Annotated in this window: 24 protein-coding genes and 1 pseudogene; 11 read left to right on the top strand and 14 right to left on the bottom strand. The window is 69.0% G+C overall.

The genetic code is table 11. From position 1 onward, the window contains the following. The 4 genes from ASH01_RS05750 to ASH01_RS05765 all read right to left on the bottom strand — a co-directional run. On the bottom strand, positions 1 to 836 hold an 836-nt coding region (locus ASH01_RS05750), incomplete at its 3' end, for a tyrosine-type recombinase/integrase (RefSeq protein ID WP_156415458.1). Continuing rightward, complete coding sequence (locus tag ASH01_RS05755; protein WP_082619439.1) at positions 833 to 1978, bottom strand: tyrosine-type recombinase/integrase; 1146 nt, start codon at positions 1976 to 1978, stop codon at positions 833 to 835. The genes ASH01_RS05755 and ASH01_RS05750, both read right to left, overlap by 4 nt. A gap of 146 nt (positions 1979 to 2124) precedes the next feature. After that, positions 2125 to 2736 carry a hypothetical protein gene (locus ASH01_RS05760; RefSeq protein ID WP_056773025.1) on the bottom strand — a complete coding sequence of 204 codons (612 nt, stop codon included), beginning with the start codon at positions 2734 to 2736 and terminating at the stop codon, positions 2125 to 2127. 117 nt (positions 2737 to 2853) lie between these two features. Further along, complete coding sequence (locus ASH01_RS05765) at positions 2854 to 3423, bottom strand: GNAT family N-acetyltransferase (protein WP_200961761.1); 570 nt, start codon at positions 3421 to 3423, stop codon at positions 2854 to 2856. A 444-nt stretch (positions 3424 to 3867) separates the two neighbouring features. Here ASH01_RS05765 and ASH01_RS05770 point away from each other — a divergent pair, with 444 nt between their 5' ends. Beyond that, the gene (locus ASH01_RS05770) at positions 3868 to 4578 is read left to right on the top strand and encodes an NADase-type glycan-binding domain-containing protein (RefSeq protein ID WP_056772798.1); all 711 of its coding nucleotides are present in this window, start codon (positions 3868 to 3870) and stop codon (positions 4576 to 4578) included. A gap of 64 nt (positions 4579 to 4642) precedes the next feature. Here the strand turns inward: ASH01_RS05770 and ASH01_RS05775 are convergent, their stop codons facing one another. Continuing rightward, a complete protein-coding gene (locus ASH01_RS05775) occupies positions 4643 to 5197 on the bottom strand; it encodes a hypothetical protein (RefSeq protein WP_056772801.1) in 555 nt (184 codons plus the stop codon). A 561-nt stretch (positions 5198 to 5758) separates the two neighbouring features. On the opposite strand from ASH01_RS05775, the gene ASH01_RS05780 reads away from it, so the two are divergent. Beyond that, on the top strand, positions 5759 to 6037 hold the full coding sequence (locus ASH01_RS05780; protein ID WP_056772803.1) for a hypothetical protein: 279 nt from the start codon (positions 5759 to 5761) through the stop codon (positions 6035 to 6037). 83 nt (positions 6038 to 6120) lie between these two features. Here ASH01_RS05780 and ASH01_RS05785 read toward each other — a convergent pair whose 3' ends face one another. Further along, on the bottom strand, positions 6121 to 6777 hold the full coding sequence (locus ASH01_RS05785; protein WP_056772807.1) for an alpha/beta hydrolase: 657 nt from the start codon (positions 6775 to 6777) through the stop codon (positions 6121 to 6123). Positions 6778 to 6794: 17 nt separating this feature from the next. Then, positions 6795 to 7370 carry an NADPH-dependent F420 reductase gene (locus tag ASH01_RS05790; RefSeq protein WP_056772809.1) on the bottom strand — a complete coding sequence of 192 codons (576 nt, stop codon included), beginning with the start codon at positions 7368 to 7370 and terminating at the stop codon, positions 6795 to 6797. Between the two features lie 203 nt (positions 7371 to 7573). Between ASH01_RS05790 and ASH01_RS05795 the strand changes: the two genes are divergently transcribed. After that, positions 7574 to 7996, top strand: a complete 423-nt coding sequence (locus tag ASH01_RS05795) for a MarR family winged helix-turn-helix transcriptional regulator (protein ID WP_056773028.1) — start codon at positions 7574 to 7576, stop codon at positions 7994 to 7996. Between the two features lie 140 nt (positions 7997 to 8136). Here ASH01_RS05795 and ASH01_RS05800 read toward each other — a convergent pair whose 3' ends face one another. Then, positions 8137 to 9348: an amidohydrolase gene (locus ASH01_RS05800; protein WP_056772812.1), complete on the bottom strand. Its 1212-nt coding sequence runs from the start codon at positions 9346 to 9348 to the stop codon at positions 8137 to 8139. Between the two features lie 430 nt (positions 9349 to 9778). On the opposite strand from ASH01_RS05800, the gene ASH01_RS05805 reads away from it, so the two are divergent. After that, positions 9779 to 10300 carry a hypothetical protein gene (locus ASH01_RS05805; RefSeq protein ID WP_156415459.1) on the top strand — a complete coding sequence of 174 codons (522 nt, stop codon included), beginning with the start codon at positions 9779 to 9781 and terminating at the stop codon, positions 10298 to 10300. A gap of 656 nt (positions 10301 to 10956) precedes the next feature. Here ASH01_RS05805 and ASH01_RS23835 read toward each other — a convergent pair. From ASH01_RS23835 to ASH01_RS23840, 6 genes are all read right to left on the bottom strand, one after another. Then, positions 10957 to 11079 carry a hypothetical protein gene (locus tag ASH01_RS23835; RefSeq protein WP_255358395.1) on the bottom strand — a complete coding sequence of 41 codons (123 nt, stop codon included), beginning with the start codon at positions 11077 to 11079 and terminating at the stop codon, positions 10957 to 10959. A gap of 52 nt (positions 11080 to 11131) precedes the next feature. Next, positions 11132 to 12232 carry a cation diffusion facilitator family transporter gene (locus tag ASH01_RS05815; protein ID WP_056772821.1) on the bottom strand — a complete coding sequence of 367 codons (1101 nt, stop codon included), beginning with the start codon at positions 12230 to 12232 and terminating at the stop codon, positions 11132 to 11134. After that, positions 12229 to 12615, bottom strand: coding sequence for an ArsR/SmtB family transcription factor (locus tag ASH01_RS05820; protein WP_056772825.1), 387 nt, complete (start codon positions 12613 to 12615; stop codon positions 12229 to 12231). Before ASH01_RS05820 ends, ASH01_RS05815 begins: the two co-directional genes overlap by 4 nt. A gap of 73 nt (positions 12616 to 12688) precedes the next feature. Further along, positions 12689 to 13423, bottom strand: a complete 735-nt coding sequence (locus ASH01_RS05825) for a GAF and ANTAR domain-containing protein (protein ID WP_056772827.1) — start codon at positions 13421 to 13423, stop codon at positions 12689 to 12691. Positions 13424 to 13487: 64 nt separating this feature from the next. Then, complete coding sequence (locus ASH01_RS05830) at positions 13488 to 14165, bottom strand: GAF and ANTAR domain-containing protein (RefSeq protein ID WP_156415460.1); 678 nt, start codon at positions 14163 to 14165, stop codon at positions 13488 to 13490. 519 nt (positions 14166 to 14684) lie between these two features. Beyond that, on the bottom strand, positions 14685 to 15038 hold the full coding sequence (locus ASH01_RS23840) for a GNAT family N-acetyltransferase (protein ID WP_156415461.1): 354 nt from the start codon (positions 15036 to 15038) through the stop codon (positions 14685 to 14687). Between the two features lie 282 nt (positions 15039 to 15320). Between ASH01_RS23840 and serA the strand changes: the two genes are divergently transcribed. From serA to ASH01_RS23980, 7 genes and pseudogenes are all read left to right on the top strand, one after another. Beyond that, positions 15321 to 16523 carry a phosphoglycerate dehydrogenase gene (serA, locus tag ASH01_RS05835; protein ID WP_056772833.1) on the top strand — a complete coding sequence of 401 codons (1203 nt, stop codon included), beginning with the start codon at positions 15321 to 15323 and terminating at the stop codon, positions 16521 to 16523. Between the two features lie 195 nt (positions 16524 to 16718). Further along, complete coding sequence (locus ASH01_RS05840) at positions 16719 to 17390, top strand: response regulator transcription factor (RefSeq protein WP_156415462.1); 672 nt, start codon at positions 16719 to 16721, stop codon at positions 17388 to 17390. Between the two features lie 77 nt (positions 17391 to 17467). After that, positions 17468 to 18736, top strand: coding sequence for a sensor histidine kinase (locus ASH01_RS05845; RefSeq protein ID WP_056772837.1), 1269 nt, complete (start codon positions 17468 to 17470; stop codon positions 18734 to 18736). A gap of 534 nt (positions 18737 to 19270) precedes the next feature. Continuing rightward, positions 19271 to 20302 carry an AfsR/SARP family transcriptional regulator gene (locus ASH01_RS05850; protein WP_056772840.1) on the top strand — a complete coding sequence of 344 codons (1032 nt, stop codon included), beginning with the start codon at positions 19271 to 19273 and terminating at the stop codon, positions 20300 to 20302. A 1462-nt stretch (positions 20303 to 21764) separates the two neighbouring features. Beyond that, a pseudogene (locus tag ASH01_RS05855) lies at positions 21765 to 25409 on the top strand (peroxidase family protein); the annotation flags it as partial. A 112-nt stretch (positions 25410 to 25521) separates the two neighbouring features. After that, positions 25522 to 25809, top strand: a 288-nt coding sequence (locus ASH01_RS23570; RefSeq protein ID WP_235509545.1) for a fibronectin type III domain-containing protein, incomplete at its 3' end; no start/stop codon positions are given. Between the two features lie 143 nt (positions 25810 to 25952). After that, positions 25953 to 26279 carry a fibronectin type III domain-containing protein gene (locus ASH01_RS23980; protein ID WP_369793481.1) on the top strand — a complete coding sequence of 109 codons (327 nt, stop codon included), beginning with the start codon at positions 25953 to 25955 and terminating at the stop codon, positions 26277 to 26279. Positions 26280 to 26310 lie beyond the last annotated feature (31 nt).

Raw genomic sequence — 26310 nt, forward strand, 5'->3', positions numbered from 1 at the left:
ATGCCGCGGTTGATGGCTTGGGTGGCCAGGGTGTGCCGGAGCTGGTGGGGGTGGATGTGGCCGAGGCCGGCCGCGGAGCCGGCTGTGTTGATGAACCGGGTGACGGCGTGCCGGTCCAGGGCCCTGCCGTTTTCGTAGGGGATGAGCAGTGGGTGTCCGGGTGGGACGTGCGCGGCGCGGTAGGTGTCGATGAGCTCGACGATGCGTGGGTGCAGCGGCAGGTAGCGGTCTTCGTGGAGCTTGCCGACCGGGACGTGGAGCCAATGGGTGTCGCCGATCAGGACGACCGCGTCGCTGGCCAGGGCCGTGTATTCCCCGACGCGTAGGCCGGTGCGTAGGAGGAACTCGACGGTGACCCCGACGAGCATCCGCTGGTCGGCTTGCGCGGCGCGCAGCAGCTTGGCTGCGCTCGGGTCATCGAGGGCCTTGGGCAGGGCGTGCTGTTGTCGGGGCACGTCGCCGAGGAACATCGGGACCCGGGGTGGGGCGTCGTCCCAGCCCCATTCATCGATCCGGGTGAAGAACACGCGCAGGGTGCCGAGGCGGTGGGCGATGGTGGCCAGGGTGACGCGAGCCTTGTTCTGTCCGGGCCTGGCCGCCACCCACGTCTTGAAGCCCTCGACCTGGGGACGGTCGATGTCCCGAACGCGTTGCAGGGCAGGGTGTTCCGCGGCGAGGTAGGTGGTGAAGGAGCGCAGCGCGAGGTCAGCGCCGGTGACGCTGCCCGGGCGTAGGACGCAGGCGACCTGGGCCAGGTAGGTGCGCATCGTGGCCACCACCTGCGGGTGGGTCGCCTCGAGCTGCTCCCAGGTCGGCAGCAGCAGCGGGCCGCTCACCGCAGCCTCCGGAACCCCGGGACCGGGGCTCGGTCTTGCCGGTCTGGATGGTCCCGAAGATGCGGCGGCACGAGTGGGACGGTCGACGCGCTCGGGCCTGTCGACGCAGGGGACGTGCCGGCGAAGACCTGGGCGTCGATGACTTCCGCGGCGCGGCGGTACTGGGAGGCGAGCCAGTCGTCGGCCAGGTGCAGATAGATCCGGGTCGACTCGATGGCGTGTCCGGCTTGGGCCTGGACGGCCTCCAGTGGCATCCCGGCCTCCCGCAGCCGGGTCAGGCAGGTGTGGCGCAGCTCGTGACAGGACGCGTGCGCCAGCCCGGCCCGGGTCCGGGCGCCGTCGAGGACCTCGTCGAGGCCGTACGCGCTCAACGGCCGGCCCCGCCGGGGGCGTTTGAGCACGAGGAACACGGCGTCGGTGTCGGCGTCCTCGGGTCGCTCCTGCTCGAGGTAGGCGCCCAGGTGCTCGAAGAACCGGGAGGAGATCGGCACGAATCGTTGGTGCCCGCCCTTGCCCTCGGCGATGAACAGCCGCCGCTCCGCGGCCCGGACATCCTCCAGGCGCAGCCCGAGGACCTCGCAGCGCCGCAGCCCACCGAGCAGCATCGCGGCGACCATGGCCCGGTCCCGGTGGGTGCGCAACGCGGTCGTCAGCGCGTCGACCTCGACCGGGGTCAGGATCCGCGGCAACGTCCGTCGCGGCGCCCGGATCAACGGCACACCCTGGGACGGCCGGTGACGTTCCCGCCGGGTCGGCAGCCCGCGTGGGACTGGGTTGACGGGCACGTCGCCTCGGGCGGTCAGGAACGCGTACAAGCCTGCGACCGTGGACAACCGGCGACGCACGGTCCGCAGCGACACCCCGACCATGTCACCGCCGACAGGGCCGAGCAGCGGGTCCGGAAGGTGCGTGGCGCCGCTGCGCTGGGCGGTGATGAACCCCAGAACGTCCGTCGCCGTCACCGCCTCGATCGGCTTGGCCACCACACGGAAGAAGACCGTCAGGTCGAACCGTGCAGCCAGCACCGAGTTCGGCCGACAACGCCCCGACAAGAACTCCAGGTAGGCATCCAACAGCGGATCACCGAACAGCTCCTGCCGAGGCGCAGCGGACGGAATCAGACACGACACAACGCTCGACATACGGGGCCTCCTCGAGGAGAACGGACACCCCAACGTAGGAGCGCCGGCGACCCCGAAGGATCACCCACATATCAAGCATGCACACCAATCCGTACCTGTCCTGAGTCTTCGCCGGCGAGGGGGGTACCGCCTCCGGATGGTGGTGGTCAGCGCGCAACTACCGTTCCGGGCCGCTCGAGCCATTGACCGAAGGGGTCGCCTTGCGGACCCTCTGTCCGGGTCCACTGGTCGGCAACCGCTTGAAGACCGAGTGCCACGACTCCGGTCTCGGCTGGAATGATGTCCCACCTTTCACGGCACCACGAGCGATAGGCAGCCAACCCCGGGTCGTCATCCTCCGGAGGACTGGCCCAGTCCTCGTTCCAACACGGCTCTGGGTAGCCGACCGCCAATAGGCGTAGGACGTGCAGGGCGGAGGGCAGCACCGCGAAGAGGATTGACCCCGAACCCGACCCGTGGTGGACCACCTGTTGCTGCCCCTGGTCATCCAGCCACAGGCACACTGAAGACCCATCTCCGCCCGTTCGGAGGACGAACCACAGTCGGTCCGGGCCGGTCAGATACCCGCTCCAGCCGACGCGAGCAGGGTCGCCGATCTCGACGAGCGAACGCCCGTCCTGGCCGGGGTCGACCAAGGAGCCGTAGCCGTTGCGCACGTACCTGACCCGCTCCGCCCACTCGGCGAGCTCCAGGAACTCCATCGGCATCTCGAAGTGCGCTGGCATTCCGGCCACGAGGTCCAATGCGGGCTGAGTCATGAGCACATCTTGGTGGTTCGAGTATGCCGATTGTCCGGTATTGACGACTGTCTGGCTGCAGGGTGGGACGTCCGTCCTCAACGCGGCTACATGAGCGTGCACCTGTTGAGCCCCGACTCAGCGAGTGTGAACCGGCTCGGAGGAGGGCTGCCAGTCCCGCCTGAGCAATCCGAAGACCCAGGAATCAGAGACCTCGCCATTCACGACGCAGTCTTCACGCAACCGCCCTTCGCGCACGAACCCGAGCTTCTCAAGCACACGGGCGGATGCGATATTGCGCGTATCTGCCTCAGCCTGGACACGATTCAGGTCCAGCGTGTCGAACGCCCACCCGAGCAGAGCACGCGCGGCCTCCATCGCGTAGCCGTGGCCCCACGACGCCTCGGTGAAGCAATAGCCCAGTGAGGCGCTCCGGTAGTCCGGATCCCACTTGCTCAGGTGGCACCACCCGATGAACGCTCCGTCGGAGTCGCGGTCCACGGCTACTCGCGCCCCCGTACCCTCTTCGGCCATCTGCCGGCAAGCCTCGATGAAACGCTCGGAACGCCCGCGATCGCTCCAGGGCGGTGAGTCCCAGTGGCGCAGCACAAACGCATTGCTCTGCAACTCGAAGAGGTCGTTGGCATCCGTGTCGTCGAAGGGACGCAGTCGAAGGTGACGAGTCAGCAGCGTCGGGGTCGGCAACATTTGCGTCAGGTCCCTCTCCGGTCGTTGGGCCAGTCCACCCAACATCTCGGGATGCCCGTTCGCAACGCATTTTCCCGGCCCAAGACAACGAGAGCGCTCATCGGAACGACCGATCGGCGGCATAAGCGCGTGTCTCGCCGTTGCAAGCAGATTTGCGTTGGCTGCGGGGCGTCCCGAGGCGTTCATGTATGGACTCGTTTGAGGCACATCGACACTACATCGGCATCTGAGAGGTGTCTGCATTACTCATGCGGGCCAAGACGCTGGCCCTGTGCACCTCACGACTGCATGCAAACGTGTCCGCGTTGATTCGTTCGTTCTGAGCGAGAACGAGCATCCCGATGCCAAGGTCTGCAGCACGCCGGATCGTGGATCCTCGAAGTTCGCGCAAGGTCGTTCGCCGCGTGCCATCCTGAGATAGGACCGGTTCCGAGGGATCATCAAATGGCCGAGGACAACCGCACGTGGCTCGTGCGAGCGATCGTGCAAGGGGTATTCATCACGCTCCTTGCCACCGCATTGGGCGCCGTCTTCAGCGCCAGAGTGACGGAGGCCATCGCTCCACCGACCTGCGATGCGACCAAGGACCTCGCTAGCCTCCGCCCAGCTGACCAAGAAGCGAGCTCGTCGCGCGACCCCGAACATGACTCGCAGGGACGAGAACTCACCTACGGAGCCGACCGGGTTGTCGATGGTGACACTGCGACCGGTTGGGCTGAGGGTGCCCCAGGGCTCGGGCTGAACGAGTCTCTAACCTTTCATTTCGACCATCCTGTGGCCTTGTCTCTGCTGTGCATCGTCAACGGATACGGGCAGTCCTGGCCCCTCTACACCCGCAATCCACGAGTTCGCGCCCTCGCCGTCACCGCGTCACAGGACGAGGATGTCCTTGCGGCCGCACCGGGACAGCAACGCGTGCTCCGAAACGTCCCAACCCAGGGTGGCGACACGACACCGGACGGCGCGGCGAACCGTCTGCTGACGCTCACCGATGCTGGGACTCAAGATCACGTCGCCGTATTCCAGACGGCGGAAGTCGACTTCACAGACGTGCGGACACTCACGCTGCGGATCGTGAGTGTCTACTCGGGCGTGACCGTGGACCGCTTTCCTGACACCTCGATCTCCGAGATCGAGTTCTGGGGATCGCCATGAAGGGCCCATGCCGGCAGACCGGGTGATTTTCAGAATAGGACGATCAGCAAAATCGAGAGCGCCATCACGCGGTGACGTGCGACCTGAGGTCAGCAAGAGCGGCTGGATTCGACTCCATGCCTCGGTCGAGGCGAATACTTCGAATCTGTTGCTCCAATGAGCGAGGGTAAGGCCTGAGGGCTTCCTTCCGTGCGCGCACCTTCTGGAACTCTTCGATAGCGCCGTCCACCTCCGCCGCCAGTTCCTTCGGAAGCACATTGGTGCGGTGGCTCGCGTGCATATGGTCCATCGCTCGACGCAGTCTCACCAAGACCTGCCCGTAGTCGCTGGCCAAGGCCGCGGACTGCTTCGAGCATTCTGCGTAGCCTGCCGTGCTGGGCCACATGGCCAGCCCGGCCGAGGCGACGGCCATCGCCGTGACGACGAGCTGAGCCACCACACCTTGCGACTCGCTCAACGTCGTCCACACAGCGGCGCCGGTCAGCGCACTCAGCAGTGCTGCCGCGAGCGCGAAACGGTTCGCGCGTCGCGCCATCTCACTGCCGTAGCCGCCGAGTCGCTCGCTCCAGAACAAAGCGCTGTGAATCTCGTACTCGATCGTCGTTGAGATCTGGCTCATCAGGATTCCTCCTGCCTTCCATCTCCATTCTCTCGCGGTAACAGTTCGTGGACCCTGTCTCGTTGGTCACGACATCTCCGTGAGCATGTCGCTGCTCCAGCGGTCATGACAGCGTCAGAGGCGGGGCGATCCTCGTCGACGCACGGCATGGTCGGAAGGGCGTCCTCAACTCGGCATCACCGGAAGACCTCCATCCGCGACGAGAAGTGGGCGAGCGGGCCTGGGTCGTGTGAGTGGCGGGGGAGTGCGCGACCCCGTCCCGTCCCGTCCCGTCCGAATCTAGTCCGCAAAAGTCCGCAACGTCTCCGAGCAGGGCCCTGACGAGCCATCGCACCCAACAGTGCCAAAAGCACGTTTGCGCAGGTCAGAGGCTTGGGACGCCACACGCAGCACGAAGCGATGGGGCCGTCTCAATCACCGGCGTATCGGCCGACTCATCCACTTTCGGCCTCTGACCTGCGGTGACGTCTCCGCAAATAGCGGAGGACTCCGGCCGTGGCTTTCGCCTCCCGACAGGGGCAAGAGGCATCCGGCCCCGGACTGCGGCCGCTACGTTGGCGTATGGCCACCTTCTACAGGTACAGCGACCGCATCGGCGAGATCACCGGCTACGCCATCTGGGCCCCGGCCTACCGACCCGAATTCGAGGTCGACGCCGGGGCCGCCGCCCAAGCACTGGACGTCGTCATCGGATCAGATCCGAGCGGTCTCTGCGCCATCTCCCCGGGCATGTTCCCTGGCTCGGCGCACGGCGAATGGGGCATCTGGGTGCCCGAGCAACTGCACCCAGCGTTCGAGACCGAGCTGGCGAAACACGGGCACGACGTCGTGGACGGCTGACACTGAGGGAGCCCATCTGCGGTTGGGCGTCCAGGGGCACGCAAGCCGCGCCTCGACGTGGAGGGTGGGCGCGCCGCCGTGGCTCACTCCGAAGGGGCTTCGGAGGGGTCATCCATCAGGGTGACCAGCCAGTCACCCAGGGCCGCCAGCGTCTCCTGGGTGATGGTGTGGCCCCCCGCGTCACGCCGGGAGACGACCACAGCGCCGGACTCGCCGTGGAGGTAGGCCCACGTGCGGTCGAGGAGGTCCCTCGGGATCACGAAGTCCTGGTCACCCTGCGCGACGAAGATCTGTGTCCCGTCGAGGCCGTGTGCGGTCACGGGTACCCCGGCCTCGAAGGGCAGCGTCCCGAGGAGGATCGCTGCCCCCGCGTACCGGCGCGGGTCGGACAGCACGAGACCGCCGGCGAAGGCGGCCCCGCCGCTGAACCCGACGAGGACGACCGGGCGGCCTTCCGGCGCGACGGAGTCCAGCCACGCGGTGAACCAGGTGAGGGTCTCGGAAAGCGACTCCGCCACGGGCCGGCCGATCCCGCGGTTGGCGAACCAGGCGAAGCCTCCGCCCTCCACGATCGGTGCCCGGACCGCGGCGTAGGTGGGACCGGTGGGTAGGTAGGGCACCAGCGAGAGGATCGAGGACTCGTCCGAGCCTCGTCCGTGCAGGAGCACGACGAGCGGTGCGTCCGGGTCTGCGGAGCCTGTGGTCACCGCGACGGGACGGCCGAACTGGGTGGAAGGCATCGTCTGTCGGAGGTGGGTCAGGCGATGACGGCGAAGCCGGCCGACCAGGAGACCTTCTCGCTCGCTGCGAGGGAGATCTGGAGGAAGCCGAGGGCCTCGAGCTCGCGGGCGCGGGCCAGTGAGCCGGCGTCGATCGCCTTGAGGCCACCAGCGGCGATCGCGTCGGAGAGCTCGGACTTCGCGTCGGCGTCATCCCCGGCGATGAGAACGGTCGTCGTGTTCGGCCCGACGACACCCGAGGCCAACGTGCCAGCGAAGGTCGTGTTGAACGCCTTGAGCACCGTTGACCGGGGGAGTGCCCGTGCGATCTCGGCGGTCGCGGAGCTGTCTGCCGGGACGACGAGGGAGTCGAACGTCTCGAAGTTCACCGGGTTGGTGATGTCCACGACCGTCTTGCCCGCGAGGCTCTCGCCACGCTCGGCGACGATGGCCGGCACCGCGGCGTAGGGCACCGCGAGGACGACGATGTCGCCGGTGACGGTCGTGGAGCCGTCGCTCTGGCCGAGCAGCTGTACGGAGTGGCCGCCCTTGCCGAACACGCCGGCGATGGCCTGACCCATGTTGCCGGTCCCGATGATGCTGATGTGCGCCATGGCTGTCTCCTGAAGTGATTGGTTGATGCTTCAACCAAGATGACAGTGATTACTTCATGTGTCAAGTAATCGGCTATGCTCGGTTCATGCGATCCCCATCGAGCTCCGAGGCCCAAAGCAGCCTCCTGCCCTCCGGGGGGCCCCTCTCGACGGGTTCATGGCTCGACCCCGAACAGCTCGTGGCCTGGAAGCGCCTCGTCGCCATGGTCGAGCTGATTCCGGGAGTGCTGGATGCTCAGCTGCGGCGTGACTCGGGGCTCACGCACTTCGAGTACTTCGTCCTCGCCATGCTGTCCGAGGCGCCCAGCTGGACCCTGCGCATGACCGCCCTGGCCCAGCAGACCAACGCGTCCCTCACGCGTCTGTCGCACGTCGTACGACGACTTGAGGAACGTGGGCTCGTGACGCGGTTTCCCTGCCCCGAGGACGGCCGCGCCACGAACGCGCGGCTCACCGACGACGGCCACCAGGTGCTCGTCGCTGCGGCGCCGGGGCACGTCTCCACCGTGCGTGAGCACGTCATCGATGCCCTGACTCCCGAGCAGGTCTCGGAGCTGTCCGAGATCGCTGGTGCGATCCTTCGTCGCCTCGACCCTGCCGGCCGGCTGGCCATCGCGGCCGGTTGAAGAGCCTGGACCACGCGCCATCTCGTGGAGAGCGACTGAGCCAGGGGGCTCTGCGTCAGGCGCTGCTCTCGACGACGGGAGCCGGCTCACTCGGTGTACGGCTGCTCCCTCTGGGCCGCGGAAGCCTTGGTTCAGCCGGGCTACTTCGCGAGATAGGTCAGGGCCGCGACGACGAGCGCAGACGTGCCCGTGTCGAGCGTGGGCTGGATCAAGGGTGCGAAGTAGGGGGAGTGGTTCGGTGGCGCTGCGGAGGCGTCGGCGAACCCACCGACGCCCCAGTAGGCATACGGCGTCCCGAAGGCGTCCGGGATCCGGCTGAAGTCCTCACTGGCCGTCACCCGTCCGAGGTCGACCACCCGGTCGGCGAAGTGCTGCTCGAAGGCGCTGCGCACCCTCGCACCGACCCGGTCGTCGTTGCTCGTGAGGGGGTACTGGTCGTAGTAGTCGAACGTCGGTGCCTGCGGGGATCCGGCAGCGTCGCACTCCGCCCGCACGATGCGTTCGATCGCCGCAAGCACCTGAGCGCGGACGTCGTCGTCGTACGTGCGGACGTTGAGCAGCAGCACGGCTCGGTCGGCGATGACGTTGCTCTTCGTGCCGGCGACGCTGCTTCCGACCGTCACGACGGCGAACTCTCCGGGTCTGGTCTCACGGGCCACGATGGTCTGCAGCCTGACCACGATGGATGCTGCGAGCACGACGGGGTCGACGCTCAGGTGTGGCATCGAGCCGTGTGAGCCGACCCCGGAGACGGTGATCCTGATGCTGTCGCCTGCTGACATCACGGGACCGATGGTCGTTGCGACGGTCCCGGCCGGGAGGTCCAGGACGTGCTGGGCGAAAGCGACGTCGGGTCGTGGGACACGTCCGGTCAAGCCGGCATCGAGCATTCCTTGCGCGCCCGAGGCCGTCTCCTCGGCCGGCTGGAACAGGGCGATGAAAGTGCCGTGCCACAGGTCGCGTCGACTCGCGAGCAACTGGGCAGCACCGAGGAGGCAGGTGACGTGGACGTCGTGTCCGCAGGCGTGTGAGACCCCGACCGTTGCTCCGGTCTCGTCCGTGGCTTTGGCCGTGGACGCATACGGCAGGCCGGTCAGCTCGGTGACCGGCAGCGCGTCCATGTCGGCCCGGCACAGCACCGTCTGTCCGGACCCGTTCGGCAGCACGCCGACCACTCCACCACCGAGCTCGTGGATCTCGAAGCCCCACCCGGTGAGCCGCTGGGCGACGGCCGCGGCTGTCTCGGACTCGCGTCCGCTGAGCTCCGGATGGGCATGCAGGTCGCGGTAGAAGTCCTCTTGCCAGGCACGCGTGTGGTGCAGCTCGGCCAGCACCTCGTCGGCGGATGTCATTCGGCGTCACCCCTCGTGGACTTCGAAGTGCCGGTCCCACGGCGAGGTGACCGTACCCACCCACGCTGTGAGATGGCTCCGAGGGCCACTCGCCCGCTGTGAGTGGCCGCTGTCTCCGACGGTTCCGCAGACCCCTGGGCGCGGGTACGTCCTCAGTCCGGCCATGACTTCATCCCTCCGCGGCACGGGAACTGATCGTCCTCGGGACATGACCAGCGCCATGCGCAACCGACCCCTAAATCCCTTGACCCATAGGGGAATCCACGGGCGGGAGTCCCGTCCGGGCGGCTCTGACCGCCTCGGCGCCTACGTGCTCGGAAGAGCCGAAAACAGAGCTTCCCGAGTCATTGACAGCCGACTATGCCGTCGAAAGGATGACCTCGTCGCCGCGCCCGGTCAGGGCGTCGGGACAACAAGACGGGGAGAATCTGTGGACGTTATCAGTGGTTCACGCAAGGGCCTGATGGCCAAGGGGCTCACCCTGCTGCTCGCGGTTCCCGCGGCAGCCGTGGTGACGGCTCCGTCCAGCTACGCCGCCTGTGCGGAGGTCGGCAATGTCTACTACACGACGACTCAGTCGCCCACCTACCGCGGCGACTCGGACACCCGGACGTACGGGCGGAGTGGCGGCACCCTGACCATCGCTCTCGGCGAGTCGGTGACCACAGGGGGATCCATCACCGGAACCACGTCGGCAGAGGCGGGCGTCATCTTCGCGAAGGCAAGCGTGTCGGTGGGCGTCACCATCAAGAAGGACTGGACGAGTTCGGTGACCCGTTCGTACTCCTGGAAGGTCCCCTCGACGCAGTCGACCGGCTGGATCGAGGCGGGGCACCACGCATACAAGGTCAGCTACACGAAGAAGACCCTCATCGCTCCGTGCACCCTCCGCACCGACAAGACCGGGACGATCGTGGGCAACACCAGCGCCATCGAGTTCACGCACTCCTGAGTCGTCTCGGTGGTCCAGACACACATCATCACTGCAGCCCCGGCCGGACCGACCGGGGCTGCAGTGCCCTCGTCACGACCCGAGCGAGGACGGTCACGGCGCGGGGGATACCTCTCGGTTCTCGTGGCTGTCCTCGTCGCCTCTACCGCGGCGTGCTCGACCAGCCCGACGCCGGCCACGGGCAACGGACCGGCTCGCGCTTCCGTCGGGGCAACGAGCGTTGCCCCGAGTTCGAGCGGTGCGTCGACCCCCGGCACGCCGGCCGTCGCTGCGGCGCCTACTGACCCGATGAATGATCTGAGGGACAAACATGGGCCCGCGGTGGGCCCCAGTCCGCTGTTGTCCGAGCGCGGGACGACGACGGCGACGTACTCGTTGAAGGCGCCACCGGGCTCCGAAGCCTTCGTCTCAGTGAGCTGTCCGGGTCCGGGTCGATACACCGTCACTGGTGACGATGAGGTCCTCATCAGCAGCGTGTGTGCAGGAGCAGCCGCAGCAGACATCAGACTGCCGCTCGCGAGCATCGGCACAACGCTCTCTGTGCAAGCTCCGGGACCCTTCTGGCTGGTCATCGCACCTGTCGACTGATGTGCCTCGGACGCACTTTCGCTGCTCGGCAAGGACCCACACCCTGCGTGAGGGTCCGTCGGCCGACACTACGAACGCGGCTGCACCGACACCGGACCGGCGTCGGCGGACATGACGCGCTCCTCGAACCATTGCAGGGTCAGCAGAAGACCGAAACCCAGGACGGGCGCAGTCAGGGCCAGGGCAATCACGGCGAGCTCCTCGCATAGGGAAGTCGTGCCGACACGCCGCCCCGCCGACGCATCACACTGGTCCGTCACCTACCCGGAACAGCCCCGTCTGCGACACACGTTCTCGTGACCCGCCCTCCTGGTGCGCCGGGTAGGCGTGGACCACAGCCGTCGTGAGCCTGGCCGTGGTGCGCACGAGCTCGGCCTCGGCGCGGTGGGCGACGGCGTGGGCAGCGACCAGGCTCGTCGTCGCCTCGACGTCGAGCTCGGCCTCCGCGTGGATCTCGTGGCCGATCCAGCGCATCCGCACGCTGCGCACTGCGGTCACGCCCGGTACGCGGGAGAGGGTGTGCTCGGCCGACTCGACGAGCGAGGGGTCGATCCCGTCCATGAGCCGACGGAGGACGTCTCGGGCCGCGGTGCGCAGCACCAGGACGATGGCGACGGTGATGACCAGGCCGATGACGGGGTCGGCCCAGTTCCAGCCGACCGCGACCCCGCCTGCGCCCACGAGCACCGCGAGGGAGGTGAAGCCATCGGTCCGTGCATGGTGGCCGTCGGCCACGAGGGCCGCCGAGCCGATGGCCCGGCCCTCGCGGATGCGGAAGAGCGCGACGGTCTCGTTGCCGATGAAGCCGACGAGTCCCGCCACGGCGACCCATCCCACGTTGTCGACCGGCGCCGGGTGCAGGAGGCGGTCGACGGCCTCCCATCCGGCGAGCACGGCCGACAGGGCGATCATGGCGATGACGAAGAGTCCGGCGAGGTCCTCGGCGCGGCCGTAGCCGTACGTGTAACGGCGGGTGGCGGCGCGCCGGCCGAGCACGAAGGCGATCCAGAGCGGCACCGCGGTGAGCGCGTCGCTGAAGTTGTGGATCGTGTCGGCGAGCAGCGCCACCGACCCGGAGACATAGACGACGCCCAGCTGCGCGAACGCGGTGACGCCGAGGACGACGAGGCTGATCTTCACCGCGCGGATGCCGCGGGCGCTCGACTCCAGGGCCGAGTCGATGGAGTCCGCGGCGTCGTGCGAGTGCGGGGTGACCGCGTGGCGCAGCCGAGCCCACGGGCTCGCGTGCCCATGGGCGTGCCCAGGGTGCGGTCGGGCGCCGTGCCGGTCGTGCGGGTGGTCGTGCTCGTGGTCATGCTCGTGGTCATGGGGAGACGTGTTCACCGGGACTGCTCGTTCCTGCCGATCGGGGTGATGCTCGAGCCGGCCGACCGGTGGTGTGCGGGGACGCCGTCCGACGCGTGCTCGGCGTGGTGGATCGCGTCACGGACGAGGCTCGCCACGTGGTCGTTCTCGACCCGGTAGAAGACCTGGTTCCCCTCGCGCCGGGTGCGCACCATGTGGGCCATCCTCAGCTTGGCGAGATGCTGCGAGACCGAGGGCGCCGCCTTGCCGAGGGCCTCGGCGAGCTCGTTCACCGGACGCTCGACGTCGCGCAGCGCCCAGAGCAGCCGGATCCGCGTGCCATCGGCCAGCATCCGGAAGACCTCGACGGCCAGCTCGACCTGGTCGTCGGGTAGCGCATCAGTCTGCCTATCTGCATCCATACGCAGATTGTAACGCTGCCTCCACGGACCGGGAGGGGGGAGGGCCGACAGGCTCGCGGGGTCGACCCACCGGTCACCTCGGGGGTCTGGTGAGCGTGGGGTGGCGGTCGGGCTCGTTGACGACCTCGCTCGCGACGGCGCTCAGACCGAGGCCCGCGCCTCGTGCGTACGAGCGCAGGAGGGAGAAGGCGTCGTCGACGCCGATGCCGTGGATGCGCGAGAGGATGCCCTTGGCCTGCTCGATGCTGATCCGGCTGACCAGGGCGTACTGCAGCTGCTCGGTGAGGACGCCGCTGGCCCGGATGGAGCGCTCCTGCAGGATGCCGATCGTGGCGATGTCGGCGACGGCCTGCACGACGCGTACGTCCGCGTCCTCGAGGGGATGCGCGTGGACGCTGAGCAGCGTCAGTGCACCGATCGCGGTGCCCTGGTGCCGCAGCGGCAGCGCGTGAACCGACTGGTAGCCCAAGGAGGTGGCGAGCCTCGCGAACGCCGGCCACCGGCGGTGTGCCTCGGTGTCACGCAGGTCGGTGTTGACCACGGGCCCACCGGTGTGGAAGCAGTCCTGGCACGGACCGCTCTCGCTCTGGACGGCAAGCGCCTCGAGCAGCCGGACCGACTGCTCGGAGGCTGCCACGAACTGGAGTCGCCCGGTCGGGTCGCCCAGGACGATCCCGGCCGCGCTGGCCGCGCTGATCGTCGCTGCCTTTTCAGCGACGAGCTCGAGGAACTCGATGATGTCGAAGTCGGCGACGAGGGTGTCGGCGACGGCCACGAAGACGTCGGTGAGCTTGTCGAGGGCGATCACGAGCGGTCAGCTCCTTTCGGCAGGCGCGCGTGTGGGCGCATGGTCCGCAGACGGTGTCGAGGCGTCATGGGTGCTCCCCGGGATCGTGAGGGGGAAGGTCCCGCTGCAGATGGAGTATGCCGTCGATGACGTCCCGGGCCACGGCAGCGATGTCCTGGCCGGCCGCGAAGGCGTGTCCGCGCAGGCGTGCCATCGCCTCGGCGGGCTTCACCCCCAGGTCGACCATGACCATCCCCTGCGCCTGGTAGACCTCCATGCGGTGGGCGAGGACGTCGTCCAGCCCCTCCGGAGCCCGGCCCTCGGAGGCCCCAGCCTGCTCCTGGAGCAGCAGCCGGAGCGCGACCTCGGCGAAGCCGTAGCCCGACGCCAGCGCCTCGGCGGAGAGCGGACCGGGCTGCCTGCGGTAGATGTCGAGCACCCCCACCCGCGCCGAGCCGATCTGCAAGGGAAAGGCGAACACCGCGCCGACTCCGAGCTCGGCCGCGCGCGGGCCGTAGATCGGCCAGCGGTGCGACCCGGCTCCCACGAGGTCGGGCTCGAGCATCGGCCGGCGCGAGGCATGGGCGTCCAGACAGGGACCCTCGCCCAAGGTGAACTGCAGCTCCTCGAGACTGCGGCTACGAGGACCCGCCGCGGCGGCGATCCCGGCCGACCCGTGTCCCTCACCGACCAGGCTGATGCCTGATCCCGACGCCGGGAGGTGACGCACCAAGGCGGCGCACAGCCGGGTCAAGGTGCTCACGAGTCCGTCCGCTCCCGCCGGGAGAGGCTCGTCGGCGAGCTGCAGCAGGATCCGAGCCACTGCTGGGTCCGGCCGGGACGTCGTCACGGGCAACCTCGGTTCTGGGGCATGAACCACAAGCCCGCCGCCGAGGTCCGGGGTCGACCGGCCTGAGATGGCTCCACCCTACGCCTCGTCCGCCGGACGACCGTCGTCCTGACGAGGCAGGAAGGCGCAGCCCGCTCGGGTGGGGTGAGCGGGCCGCGCCGGGTGCACCAGCAGCAGGGGGGTTGCTGCTGGGGCGTGGGCGCGCCCGCCGAGACAGGGGAGCATCGACGGGCGCGCGAGAGTGAGAGTGCCACAGCAGGCTGAGCGAATCCTGCACGCCACGCCGACGGGAAAGCGCGTCATGATCCGGGCTCTCGATCGTCTTCCTGATGACGACGGTTCACCCCGAGTTGCCGACGTCAGGGGTCCCGGGTCTGCTCATGGAGGGGTGCCTGGGACCCCATCCCTCGCAGGTGCCGGGCCATCGCGACGTCAGGTGCGCAGCTCCATCGGGCGCTCCGGCGGCTCATCGATCGGCCACCCCTCCGGGACTCCGGTGTCGACGAACCCGGCCCGTTCGTACGCCGTCCGCGCCCGGACGTTGTCGTTGCGGACCATGAGATAGGTCGACATCCCCTGGGCCGCAGCCCAGTCCGCCACCGCGCTGATGAGGTGACCCGCCAGTCCGGGGCATCGACCCAGTCGGCGTACCGCGAGCCGAAGGCTTCCGGTGACTCGGACAACGACGCGAGCCGCGCCGATCGGAACCGCTCCCAGTCGTCTGCTCCGATGCGCGTGATCTCCACGCGGCGAACCTAGCAAGTGCGCCGGCGCCCACGCGGTCATGGCGTATGCGTGGCGCTGGCTCCGGGGTGACGGCCCGTCACCTCGTCGCTCGGGTCCATCGCAGAAGCCCGTTCCGGTCTTGCGTCCGAGTCCTCGGGACTGGCGACTCCCTCCTCCACCATGCGCATGACCTCGAGGTTTCCAACTGGTGGCCACGTGAGCCCGACCGGAGCATGCGTGACACCATCGAGTCGGTCGACCCCGGTGTGGCAGGCGCGCTCGAGCCGCAGCCCACCGACCCGCTAGCACCACAAACCGTCCTGCCCGGACAAGGAGGCGCCCGTGAAGGTCCTGCTGCTGGAGAACGTGCACCCCGTCGCCGTCGAAGCGTTTCGAAGCAACGGCCACGACGTCGAGGTCCGGTCCGGATCCCTCACCGAGGGCGAGCTCATCGACGCTCTGGTCGGAGTCTCGCTCCTGGGTATCCGGTCCAACACGAAGGTCACCCAGCGGGTGCTGGCAGCGGCCGACGACCTCCGCGCTGTCGGGTGCTTCTGCATCGGGACCAACCAGGTCGACCTCGCCGCGGCAGCCGCGCACGGGGTCCCGGTCTTCAACGCCCCCTTCTCGAACACGAGGAGCGTCGTCGAGCTGGTCATCGGCGAGATGCTCGCCCTCGCCCGTCGTCTGCCCGAGAAGACCCAGCGCATGCACGACGGGATCTGGGACAAGTCCGCGCGCGGGAGCCACGAGACGCGTGGTCAGACCCTCGGGATCGTCGGCTACGGCAACATCGGCACCCAGCTGTCCAACGTCGCCGAGGCCATCGGCCTCCACGTCGTCTTCTACGACACCGCGGACCGACTGGCACACGGGAACGCCCGGCGCCTGAGCTCGCTGGAGCAGCTGCTCGCCGAGTCCGACATCGTCAGCCTCCACGTCGACGGTCGACCCGGCAACGCGGGCCTCTTCGGCGACGAGCAGTTCTCGCTCATGAAGCCCGGCTCGGTGTTCATCAACGCCTCGCGCGGCATGGTGGTCGACGACCAGGCGCTGCGCGCGCACATCCTCTCCGGTCACCTCTCCGGTGCGGCCATCGACGTGTTCCCGTCCGAGCCCAAGGCCCAGGGCGACCCGTTCGAGTCGCCGCTGCGAGGTCTCGACAACGTCATCCTCACCCCGCACGTGGGTGGCTCGACCCAGGAGGCGCAGGAGGAGATCGGGTCCTTCGTCGCGGCCAAGCTGCTCGGGTTCGTGCAGTCCGGTGTCACCTCGCTGTCGGTGAACCTGCCCGAGGTGTCGGCGCCGCCGGCCGACGGCGGCGGCTTCCGGGCCGGCTACCTCCACCACAACGTGCGCGGGGTGCTGGCGTCGATCAACCAGACGCTCTCCGAGGCAGGTGCCAACATCACCGGGCAGTCGCTCTCGACCCGCGGTGAGCTCGGCTACGTCATCACCGACACCGACGTGGCCCTGTCGGACGAGACCCTGGAGCGGCTGCGGCAGCTCGAGGAGACCGTCTGGCTCCGGACCTGGGCGACCTGACGGACGGCTCCGAGCCGGGGCCACAGAGCTCGGTGACTCCGGCAGCCTCAGAGACAGAACGAACTACCGTCCCAAGTGCCCGAATCGTCCCGGTCTGAGCCTCTGACCTGCGGATTCGTGAGACGCGGGCCCCTGCCGTCCGCATAATTTCTCAGTGAGGGGCTCGGGGGAGCCCGGAACGTGGGGGTGGGGACGATGAGCGTGACACTGGGAGTGGGGCCCGGGGTGGGGGCACTCGAGGACTACGTCCGCGTGCTCGTGGTGGACGACCACCAGGCCGTGGCGTCGGCGATGGCGCTGGCGATCGGCCTGCAGGCCGGGCTCGAGTGCATCGGATCGGCGAACTGCGCTTCAGAGGCGCGCGCGTCCGTCGCCGCTCTGCGTCCCGACGTCATCGTCATGGACGTCAACCTCGGTGACGGGGACGGCATCGAGCTCTCTGCCGAGCTCATCCGTGAGGACCCGCGACTGCGTGTCGTCGTGCTCACGGCCGACGTCGACCAGACCCTGCTGCGCCGCGCGGCCGATGCGGGCGCGAGTGCCCTGCTGCTCAAGGACGGCACGCTCACCGAGCTCTTCGAGGCGTTGCGCGGCTGCAAGGGAGACGGGTTCGTCGTGCATCCGCGGGTCCTGCGTGACCTCCTTCGCTGCCCACCTGTCTCGAACCACACGCCGCTGACGGTCCGGGAGACCGAGGTGCTGATGCACCTCTCGGAAGGACACAACGTCGCGACGATCTCCGGACGTCTGGGGATCACGCGCCTCACGTGCCGTGGCTACGTGAAGAACATCATGGTCAAGCTCAACGCGCACTCGCAGCTCGAGGCGGTCGTGACTGCTCGACGGTTCGGACTGATCGGCTCCTGACCGTGCGTCTGCGACCCCGAAGGTGGTCGATGGGGGACTCTCGAACCGTCCGCGGCCGAGCCGTTCGACGCTTCCTGATGTGGAGCCTCATCGCGTTGACGGTGTGCGCCGGCGGCGTGAGCCTCGCCGTCAAGGCGGCAGCCCGCGACATCGCGGTCCGCGACGCCAGCACGCACGGGATCTCCTTCGCGCGCGACGTCGTCGCGCCGCTCATCAGTGCGGCCGTCCGCCGGGGCGACCCCGGCTCCGACCGCATCCTCGACGCCGTCGTGGGCAGCCCGCTGCGTGACGACTCCCTGGTGCGGATCAAGGTCTGGGGCGTGGGCGGCCAGGTCATCTGGTCCGATGTGCACGAGCTGCACGGCGAGACCTTCACCCTCGAGCCCGAGGAGGTCGCCCTCTTCGGGACCACCTCGTCGGTGGCGTCCCTCTCGGACCTCTCGAAGGAGGAGAACCAGCACGAGCAGGGGTACGACGAGCTCCTCGAGGTGTATGCCGGGGCCGTCGACTCCGAGGGCAAGCCGATCCTCGTCGAGTCGTACTGGAACAGCGACCGGATCGTCCGCGACGAGATCGTCATCTCGACCCGCATCCTGCCGCTGGCGATCGGCGCCCTCGTCCTGTTCATCCTGACGGTGATCCCGTTGGCCCTCTCCCTGGCCCGGCGCGTCGACCAGGCCCAGGCAGAACGGTCGTCACTGCTGCGCCACGCGCTGGCCGCCTCCGACGTGGAGCGCCGCAAGATCTCGCGCGAGCTGCACGACGGGCTCATCCAGGACCTGACGAGCCTCGGCTACTCGCTGCCCGCTGTCGCGGCGGAGCTCCCGGCCCAGTCGACCTCGGCCCGCGGGGTGCTCGAGTCGGTGGGCCGTCGGCTCCAGAGTGACATCGCCTCGCTGCGAGGGCTGCTCACCGACCTCTACCCGGTCGGTCTGGCCCGCGAGGGGCTCGAGGCCGCCGTCGAGCAGCTCGCGCAACCCGTCCGTGCCGAGGGGGTCGACGTCACGATCGACGTCGACGGACGCCTCAAGGAGATCTCGGCCGAGTCCACCCAGTTCGCCTACCACGTCGTGCGGGAAGGCCTGCGCAACGTCGTGAAGCACGCCCACGCCCGGACCGTGTCCGTCGTCGCCACGGTCGACGGCAGCGACGTCGTGGTGACGGTCGACGACGACGGGGTGGGAGGCCCCTTCCCGGCGCCGGCGAAAGGCCACCTCGGACTGCGCCTGCTGCAGGACGACGTCGCCGACATCGGCGGCGAGGTCAGCCTGAGCGCCCTGCCGGGTGGGGGATCGCGGCTGCGAGCCCGCTTTCCGCAGAGGTTCGCCTGGTCCTGGGCACCCTGAGGGCGTACGCCCCCGGGTCGCGGGCTGCCGGTCAAGGTGCACCCCCCAAATAGGGGGTTGACGGCACCCCCAAGGAGGGTCGCGCGCAGCCCCCTCTTCGGCACTGTTGTGGCACAAGGGTGCTCAGCACCATGGATGCATGGGGAAAGAGCAGTTCGGGTGGGGGCACCGACAGGGGAGCGGACGACGTCGACGTGTCGCGGACGACACGTCGCCGATCCGGCGGCGGTGCGCGTGCCGACCCGATCTCGCGAGGGAGTGCCCAACCATCACCGAGGAGTCGGTGCCGTCGTCGGCGGTCGCCGTTCTCCTGTTCGTGACCGCGGGCGCGCCCGCGGTCAGAGTCGTGACTCTCACGGCAGACGGCGTTGCGACGACAGACGGCTCGAACTCCCCCGTCCGTCCCGGGCGTGCCGGTCACGTCACGCACTGCGCCGATGCAACCCCCTCGTGGGAGTCCCGCGGCGGCCGGTCAGGTCGGCGGTGTGGCCGTCGGCCTGACCGTGCCGCTGTCACCGTCGACGAGGCGCGGACATGAGCATCCACGTGGCGCGCACCGTCACGGTGGCGCCGACCGGCCGACGTCCGGGCACGGCCGCGGTGCAGGTCAACCTGCTCGGCGGCCTGCACGTGCGCGTCGGAACTACAGTCCTCGGACCGCGTCAGCTCGGCGGCGTCAAGCCCCGCCACCTGCTCATCGCGCTCGCGGTCGCCCGCGGCGTCCCGGTGTCGAAGGAGGCGCTGGTCTCGATCCTGTGGGGCGACGACCGGCCCACGGCGGCGACGGCGACCCTCGAGTCCTACGTGTGCGTGCTGCGCAAGCACCTCCAGGTCCCGGGCGCACCGCGGCAGGGGACGATCATGACCCGCGCCGGGTGCTACTCGCTGGACCTGGACCAGGTCGACCTCGACGTCGCGACGCTGGCCCGTGACGTCGGACGAGTCCTGCACCCGAGCGTCCGACCCGAGGTGGCACTGCCCCTGCTGCGCCGGACCCTTGCCGTCGCCAGGACCCCATTGCTGCCGGACGAGGCGAGCGCCCTCTGGCTGGACGCGGCGCGCGCAGAGCACGAGCGGATGACGAGCGAGTGGCTCGTCGCCGCGGCCGAGAAGGTCGTGGACCTCGCGCCCGGCGACGCGACCCGCTGGGCCCGTCAGGCCATCGAGGCCGACCCGCTCGACGAGGGTGCCTGGTACGCCTACCTGCACAGCAAGGACGTGTCCGGGCACCATGCCGAGGGCCTCCGGGCGTATGCCCGGTGCCGCAGGGTGTTCGCCGACGAGCTCGGGTGTGCGCCCGGGCCGCGGCTGCAGGAGATGTACGGGCGGTTGCTCGGAGGCCCCGACACGGGCGACTCCGAGCTCGAGGGCCTCATCGATGCCGTCGTCCGCCTTCACCGGGTCTCTCGCGGCGGGTTCGCCGTCGGGGACGTCCCCGACTCCGGCCCCGACTCCGGGACCGGCAGGCGGGGCCCGGCTGCCGACGAGGCCCGACGCACGCTCGCCGCACTCGTGCGGTGCGCGTCCTCGGCGCCATCACGACCGATCCGTTCGGCCAGCGCATGACGCCCGGGAGCCCCGGGCTGCAGCGCTCTCCGGGAGTCACGCCGAGCCGGCACGCGGTGCCGACACGGCGCACTTCCAACCCGTTCCACACGCACTCATCGGGTCTGCACAGGACCACGTCGGGGACACCAACAACAACTCACGAGGCAGGTGTGCAATGAAACGCTCAACCGGCAAGTCTCCCGGGCGGATTCACGCCCGGATCTTTGACGTGGACGCTCGTCGGTCCGCGCACCGGGCGGGGCCGCAGTCACTAGCGGTCCGGTTCCGGTGGGTGGCGGCGAGCGTCGCGTTCGTCGTGCCCTTCGCCATGGTCGTGCCGCTTGCGGTCACGTCCGCGCAGGCAGCGCCCGCACCCGCGGGCAACGGCTTCGTGGTGACGGCCTCCGACATCGCCTACATCCTCAAGCAGATCAAGATCGCCGAGGCGCACTCGGCGACGCAAACCCCGGCGAACCGCTGCGGCACTCTGGTCGGCCCGGGTGTCGACCAGGTCCCCGACCGGCTCACCTCGTACGGTCTTCGCACCGTCGACGGCTCGTGCAACAACCTCTTCACCAACCGGGAGACGTTCGCGGCGGCCGACCAGCCCTTCCCGCGGTTGACGACCCCCGACTTCCGGGCGGCCGAGACCAACCCGTCCCTGTTCGGGCCGCCGGTGGCGTCCTCCTACGCCCAGAAGAAGGGCAACGTCTTCGACACCCAGCCGCGCTTGGTCAGCAACCTCATCGTCGACCAGACCTCGACCAACCCTGCCGCCATCCAGGCAGCAGAGTTCCCGCTGCGGGCCCAGGGCGGCAACAAGGTCATCGCCTGCACGACCGACCCCACCCCGGCAGTCCCCCTCGGGGTGCCGGCGAACTGTGTGCCTTCGCACAAGACGCTCTTCATCGAGAACGTCACGACGGACGTCGGGCTCTCCCCGCCGTTCAACTCGATCTTCACGTTCTTCGGCCAGTTCTTCGACCACGGAGTCGACCAGACGGTCAAGGGCGGCGGCAACGTCTTCGTGCCGCTGCGTGCCGACGACCCGCTCCTCACGGTGGGTCCGGACGGCATCGCCGGCAACGGTGACGAGGTCCCGGCGAACCAGGCCTTCATGGTGCTCACCCGCGCCCAGAACCAGCCCGGACCCGACGGGATCCTCGGCGACAACCCGGCAACGCCGGCGGACGAGTCGGCGGATGACGTCCAGAACGCCAACAACACCGACAGCCCCTGGGTCGACCAGTCCCAGACGTACACCTCGCACAGCTCGCACCAGGTCTTCCTCCGCGAGTACACGAACGTCGGTGGACGGCCTGTCTCCAACGGCCGCTTCCTCGATGGTGGACCGGTCGGAGAGGCCTACCCGGGCTCGCCCGACGGCAGCGGCGGTCTCGCCACGTGGGCCGGCATCAAGAAGCAGACGGCCGACCTGCTGGGCATGCGCCTGGTCGACAAGGACGTCTTCAACATCCCGATGGTCGCCGCCGACCCCTACGGCAACTTCCTGCCGGGTCCGGCCCGAGGGCTGCCGCAGTACGTGACGACCACCGGTCTCGTCGAGGGCTGCCGCGCCGCGACCGTCGGATGCACGGGACCCGTCCCGGTGCCGGCCAACGTGCTGCACTTCGACACGCCGTTCCTCACGGACATCGCGCACAATGCCGAGCCCACGGGTGCACTGACGCCCGACACGGACACCGTCCCCTCGGCCGACTTCGCGAACCAGCCCGCCGGCACCTACGACGACGAGCTGCTCAACTCGCACTTCATCTGCGGTGACGGCCGGTGCAACGAGAACATCGCCCTGTCGTCCATCCACCAGGTCTTCCACTCGGAGCACAACCGCCTGGTCGACGACATCACCAACACGCTGAACAACAACCCGTCCCTGCTCGCTGACTACCTGGCCCCGCACACCGTGGGTACGGCAAACATCAGCTACGGGTTCGGCGGTCGCCTGTTCCAGGCCGCGCGCTTCGTCACGGAGATGGAGTACCAGCACCTGGTGTTCGAGGAGTTCGCACGCAAGGTGCAGCCGGGCGTCCGGCCGTTCCACGTCTACTCGCCCGACATCAACCCCGCCGTCCAGGCGGAGTTCGCCCACGCGGTCTACCGTTTCGGGCACTCCATGCTCGATGACCAGGTGGCGCGCACGACGACAGACGCGGCGGGGGTCAAGACCGACAACTCGCTGCCGCTGCTGACCGCCTTCCTCAACCCGCCGGAGCTGTTCGCCAAGACGCACGGGGCGAGTCCGACGTTCTACACCGCGCAGGAGGGCGCGGGGGCCATCTTCATGGGCTCCTCCGACCAGGCCGGCAACGAGATCGACGAGTTCGTCACCGAGACCCTGCGCAACAACCTGCTCGGTCTCCCGCTCGACCTGCCGACCATCAACATGGCGCGTGCCAGGGACGCGGGCATCCCGCGGCTCAACGACCTGCGCCGACAGATCAACGCGCAGACCAATGACGGCCAGCTGGCTCCCTACACCGACTGGACCGACTTCGGCCAGCACCTGAAGCACCCCGAGTCGCTGGTCAACTTCGTGGCCGCCTACGGTCTGCACCCGTCGATCACCGGCGCCACGACTGCAGCCGCCAAGCGTGCGGCAGCACGTGCGATCGTCAACCCCGCCGTCGGGGACGTCCCGCCGGCAGACGCGGGCGACTTCATGTTCGGCACCGGCGCCTGGGCCAACGCAGGCGGACGCACCATCACGGGCGTCGACGACATCGACCTGTGGGTCGGTGGCCTCGCCGAGATGACCAACCTCTTCGGAGGCCTGCTCGGCTCGACGTTCAACTACGTCTTCCAGACGCAGCTCGAGAGCCTGCAGGACGGCGACCGCTTCTACTACCTGCTCCGGACTCCCGGGATGAACCTCCGCACCCAGCTCGAGGGCAACTCCTTCTCCGAGATGATCCAGCGCAACACCGAGGGGACGAACACGCTCAAGGCCGACGCCTTCGCCACGGCTGACTGCAAGTTCCAGATGTCGTTCCTCAACAACCCGCTGAACGCGCCGAACACGCTGGTGCGCGCAGCGACTCCCGACGTGCCGGCAAGCCTGACGGGCCCCGGAACGGTCAAGGACGACCCGAGCACGGCCGACTGCGACGAGAACCTCTTGCTGCTGAAGAAGGCCGACGGCGCTATCGCCTACCGTCAGATCAACACCGTCGACCCCTCCGGCATCAACGGACAGTCGGTCTACAACGGCACCGCCGCCGTGGACCGGATCATCGGTGGCAACGACAACGACACCTTCTGGGGTGGCCTCGGCAACGACGTCATCGAGGGCAACGGCGGAGACGACGTGGCGCTCGGCGGCGAGGGCGACGACATCCTCACCGACCTCGGTGGTGCCGACGTTCCCAAGGGTGGTCCCGGCGACGACGCCATCGACGCCGGCATCGGCGACGACATCCCGATGGGCAACGACGGTCAGGACTTCATCAACGGCGGAGCCAACGACAACGAGACCTTCGCGGGCCCCGGCAATGACTTCGTGATTGCCGGCCAGGGTGCCGACGCCGTCTTCGGCGACGGTGGCGACGACTGGATCGAGGGCGGCTCGGGGCAGGACCTGCTCCAGGGCGACCACGGTGCACCGTTCTTCGACGACCCGGCCCAGACCGCACCCGGCAACGACATCTTCGTCGGCCAGGTCGGTGAGAACGACTACGACGCCGAGGGCGGAGACGACCTCATGTCGCAGAACGCGGCCGTCGACCGCAACGCTGGCGCCGGCGGCTTCGACTGGGCCTTCCACCAGTACGACACCGTGGGCGGTGACGACGACATGGAGATCAACAACAACCTCGTCGGAGTCCCGATCCAGCTCGTCGTGAACCGCGACCGTTGGCAGGAGACCGAGGCCGACTCGGGCTCGAACTTCAACGACGTCATCAAGGGTCACGAGGTCGCTCCGTCGACCTTGGGCGGTGCCGGGTTCACCGGGTGCAACGCACTCGACCCGACCGGTGTCGCACGCATCGGCGGACTCAACCGCCTGGTCTCGACCTTCCCGAGCCAGCTGGCACCCATCGTCGCGGCCTCCGCCGCCGGCTACTGCCCACTCACCGGACAGGCCGGCACGGTTGCCGGAACCGGGACGGTCTGGGCCGAGGGCGACATCCTGCTCGGTGGCGGTGGCAGTGACACCATCACCGGTCGGGGCGCCGATGACATCATCGACGGCGACCACGCCCTGTCCGTGCGGATCAGCTACCGCACCAACCCGGCCGACCCCACCACCCAGACCGGCACGACGGACCTGATGGAGAACAAGGCGGTGCCCGCGACCACCACGAACCCGTGGGGAACCGGCACCACCGGCATGACGCTCCAGCAGGCGGTCTTCGCCGGACTGGCCGACCCGGGCAACCTGGTCGCGGTCCGTGAGATCACGGGCATGGGCACCACAGCAGCCACCGGCGCCGCAGGTGACTGCGCCCTCGGAGCTGCCGCGGTCAACTGTGACGTCGCCGTCTTCACTGGGACGCTGGCGTCCTACACGATCACGCCGAACGCCAACGGCAGCATCACCGTCGACAGCAACGGCGGAGCCGACGGCATCGACACCGTGTGGAACGTCGAGCGCCTGCAGTTCAGCGACGCGAGCCTGCCTGTGGCAGTGCCCGCCGCGCCCAGCATCACGAGCCTGGTCGCAGGCAACGCCTCGGTGACGGTCAACTTCACCGGGCCTGCCACCGCGACGAGCTTCACGATCCGGGTCTTCACCGGGACGAACACCACCGTCGCTCCGGTCCAGACCATCACCGGGATCTCGCGCACCGCGACCTCCCGCCTCGTCACCGGTCTCACCAACGGCACGCTCTACACCTTCCAGGTGGCCGCGGTGAACCAGTTCGGCACCGGTCCGTCGGCATCGGGGACCGCGACACCTGTCGCCCCGACCGCACCGGCTGCCCCGACGATCGGCACGGCCACACCGGGCAACGCCTCGGCCACCGTCCGATGGACTGCGGGAACCAACGGAGGCTCGCCCATCACCGGGTTCTCCGTGCGGGTGGTCAACGCTGCTGGAACCCAGGTGGGTGCCCTTCGCCCAGCGGGTGCGGCGGCGACCAGCCTGGTCGTCACGGGGCTGACCAACGGGACGGCGTACCGTTTCCAGGTCGCTGCGGTGAGCGGGTGCGGCGGCGACCAGCCTGGTCGTCACGGGGCTGACCAACGGGACGGCGTACCGTTTCCAGGTCGCTGCGGTGAACGCCGTCGGCACGAGCGGCTTCTCGGCTCTGTCGAACTCGGTCACGCCGGCGACCGCACCGGCTGCCCCGACGATCGGCACGCCCACCCGAGGCAACGCCTCGGCCACCGTCCGGTGGACTGCGGGAACCAACGGAGGCTCGCCCATCACCGGGTTCTCCGTGCGGGTGGTCAACGCTGCTGGAGCCCAGGTGGGTGCCCTTCGCCCAGCGGGTGCGGCGGCGACCAGCCTGGTCGTCACGGGGCTGACCAACGGGACGGCGTACCGTTTCCAGGTCGCTGCGNCCAGGTGGGTGCCCTTCGCCCAGCGGGTGCGGCGGCGACCAGCCTGGTCGTCACGGGGCTGACCAACGGGACGGCGTACCGTTTCCAGGTCGCTGCGGTGAACGCCGTCGGCACGAGCGCCTTCTCGGCTCTGTCGATCGCGGTGACGCCGGCAACCGTTCCCGGCGCTCCCGTCATCGGGACCGCCACGGCCGGAGTCGCCGGTGGTGCGATCAACGCGACAGCGCGGTGGACGCCTCCGGCAGCGACTGGTGGTTCGGTCATCACCGGCTACCGGGTCTCGGCGCTGCGCATGAGTGCAGCGGGAGCGGTCCTCGCGACCACCGTCTCAGCGGTGCAGCCGAGCACGGCCCGGTCGCTCGTGATGACACTGCCGGTCGCCGGTAACTACCGGTTCACCGTCCAGGCCGTCAACGCGGTGGGAGGCGGGGCCCAGTCGGCCCGGTCGAACCTCGTGGCCGGCCGGTAGTCCGGTAAGCAAGCAGGAGGGTGGTGGCCCC

The organism is Terrabacter sp. Soil811 (assembly GCF_001429655.1).
Taxonomy (GTDB): domain Bacteria; phylum Actinomycetota; class Actinomycetes; order Actinomycetales; family Dermatophilaceae; genus Terrabacter.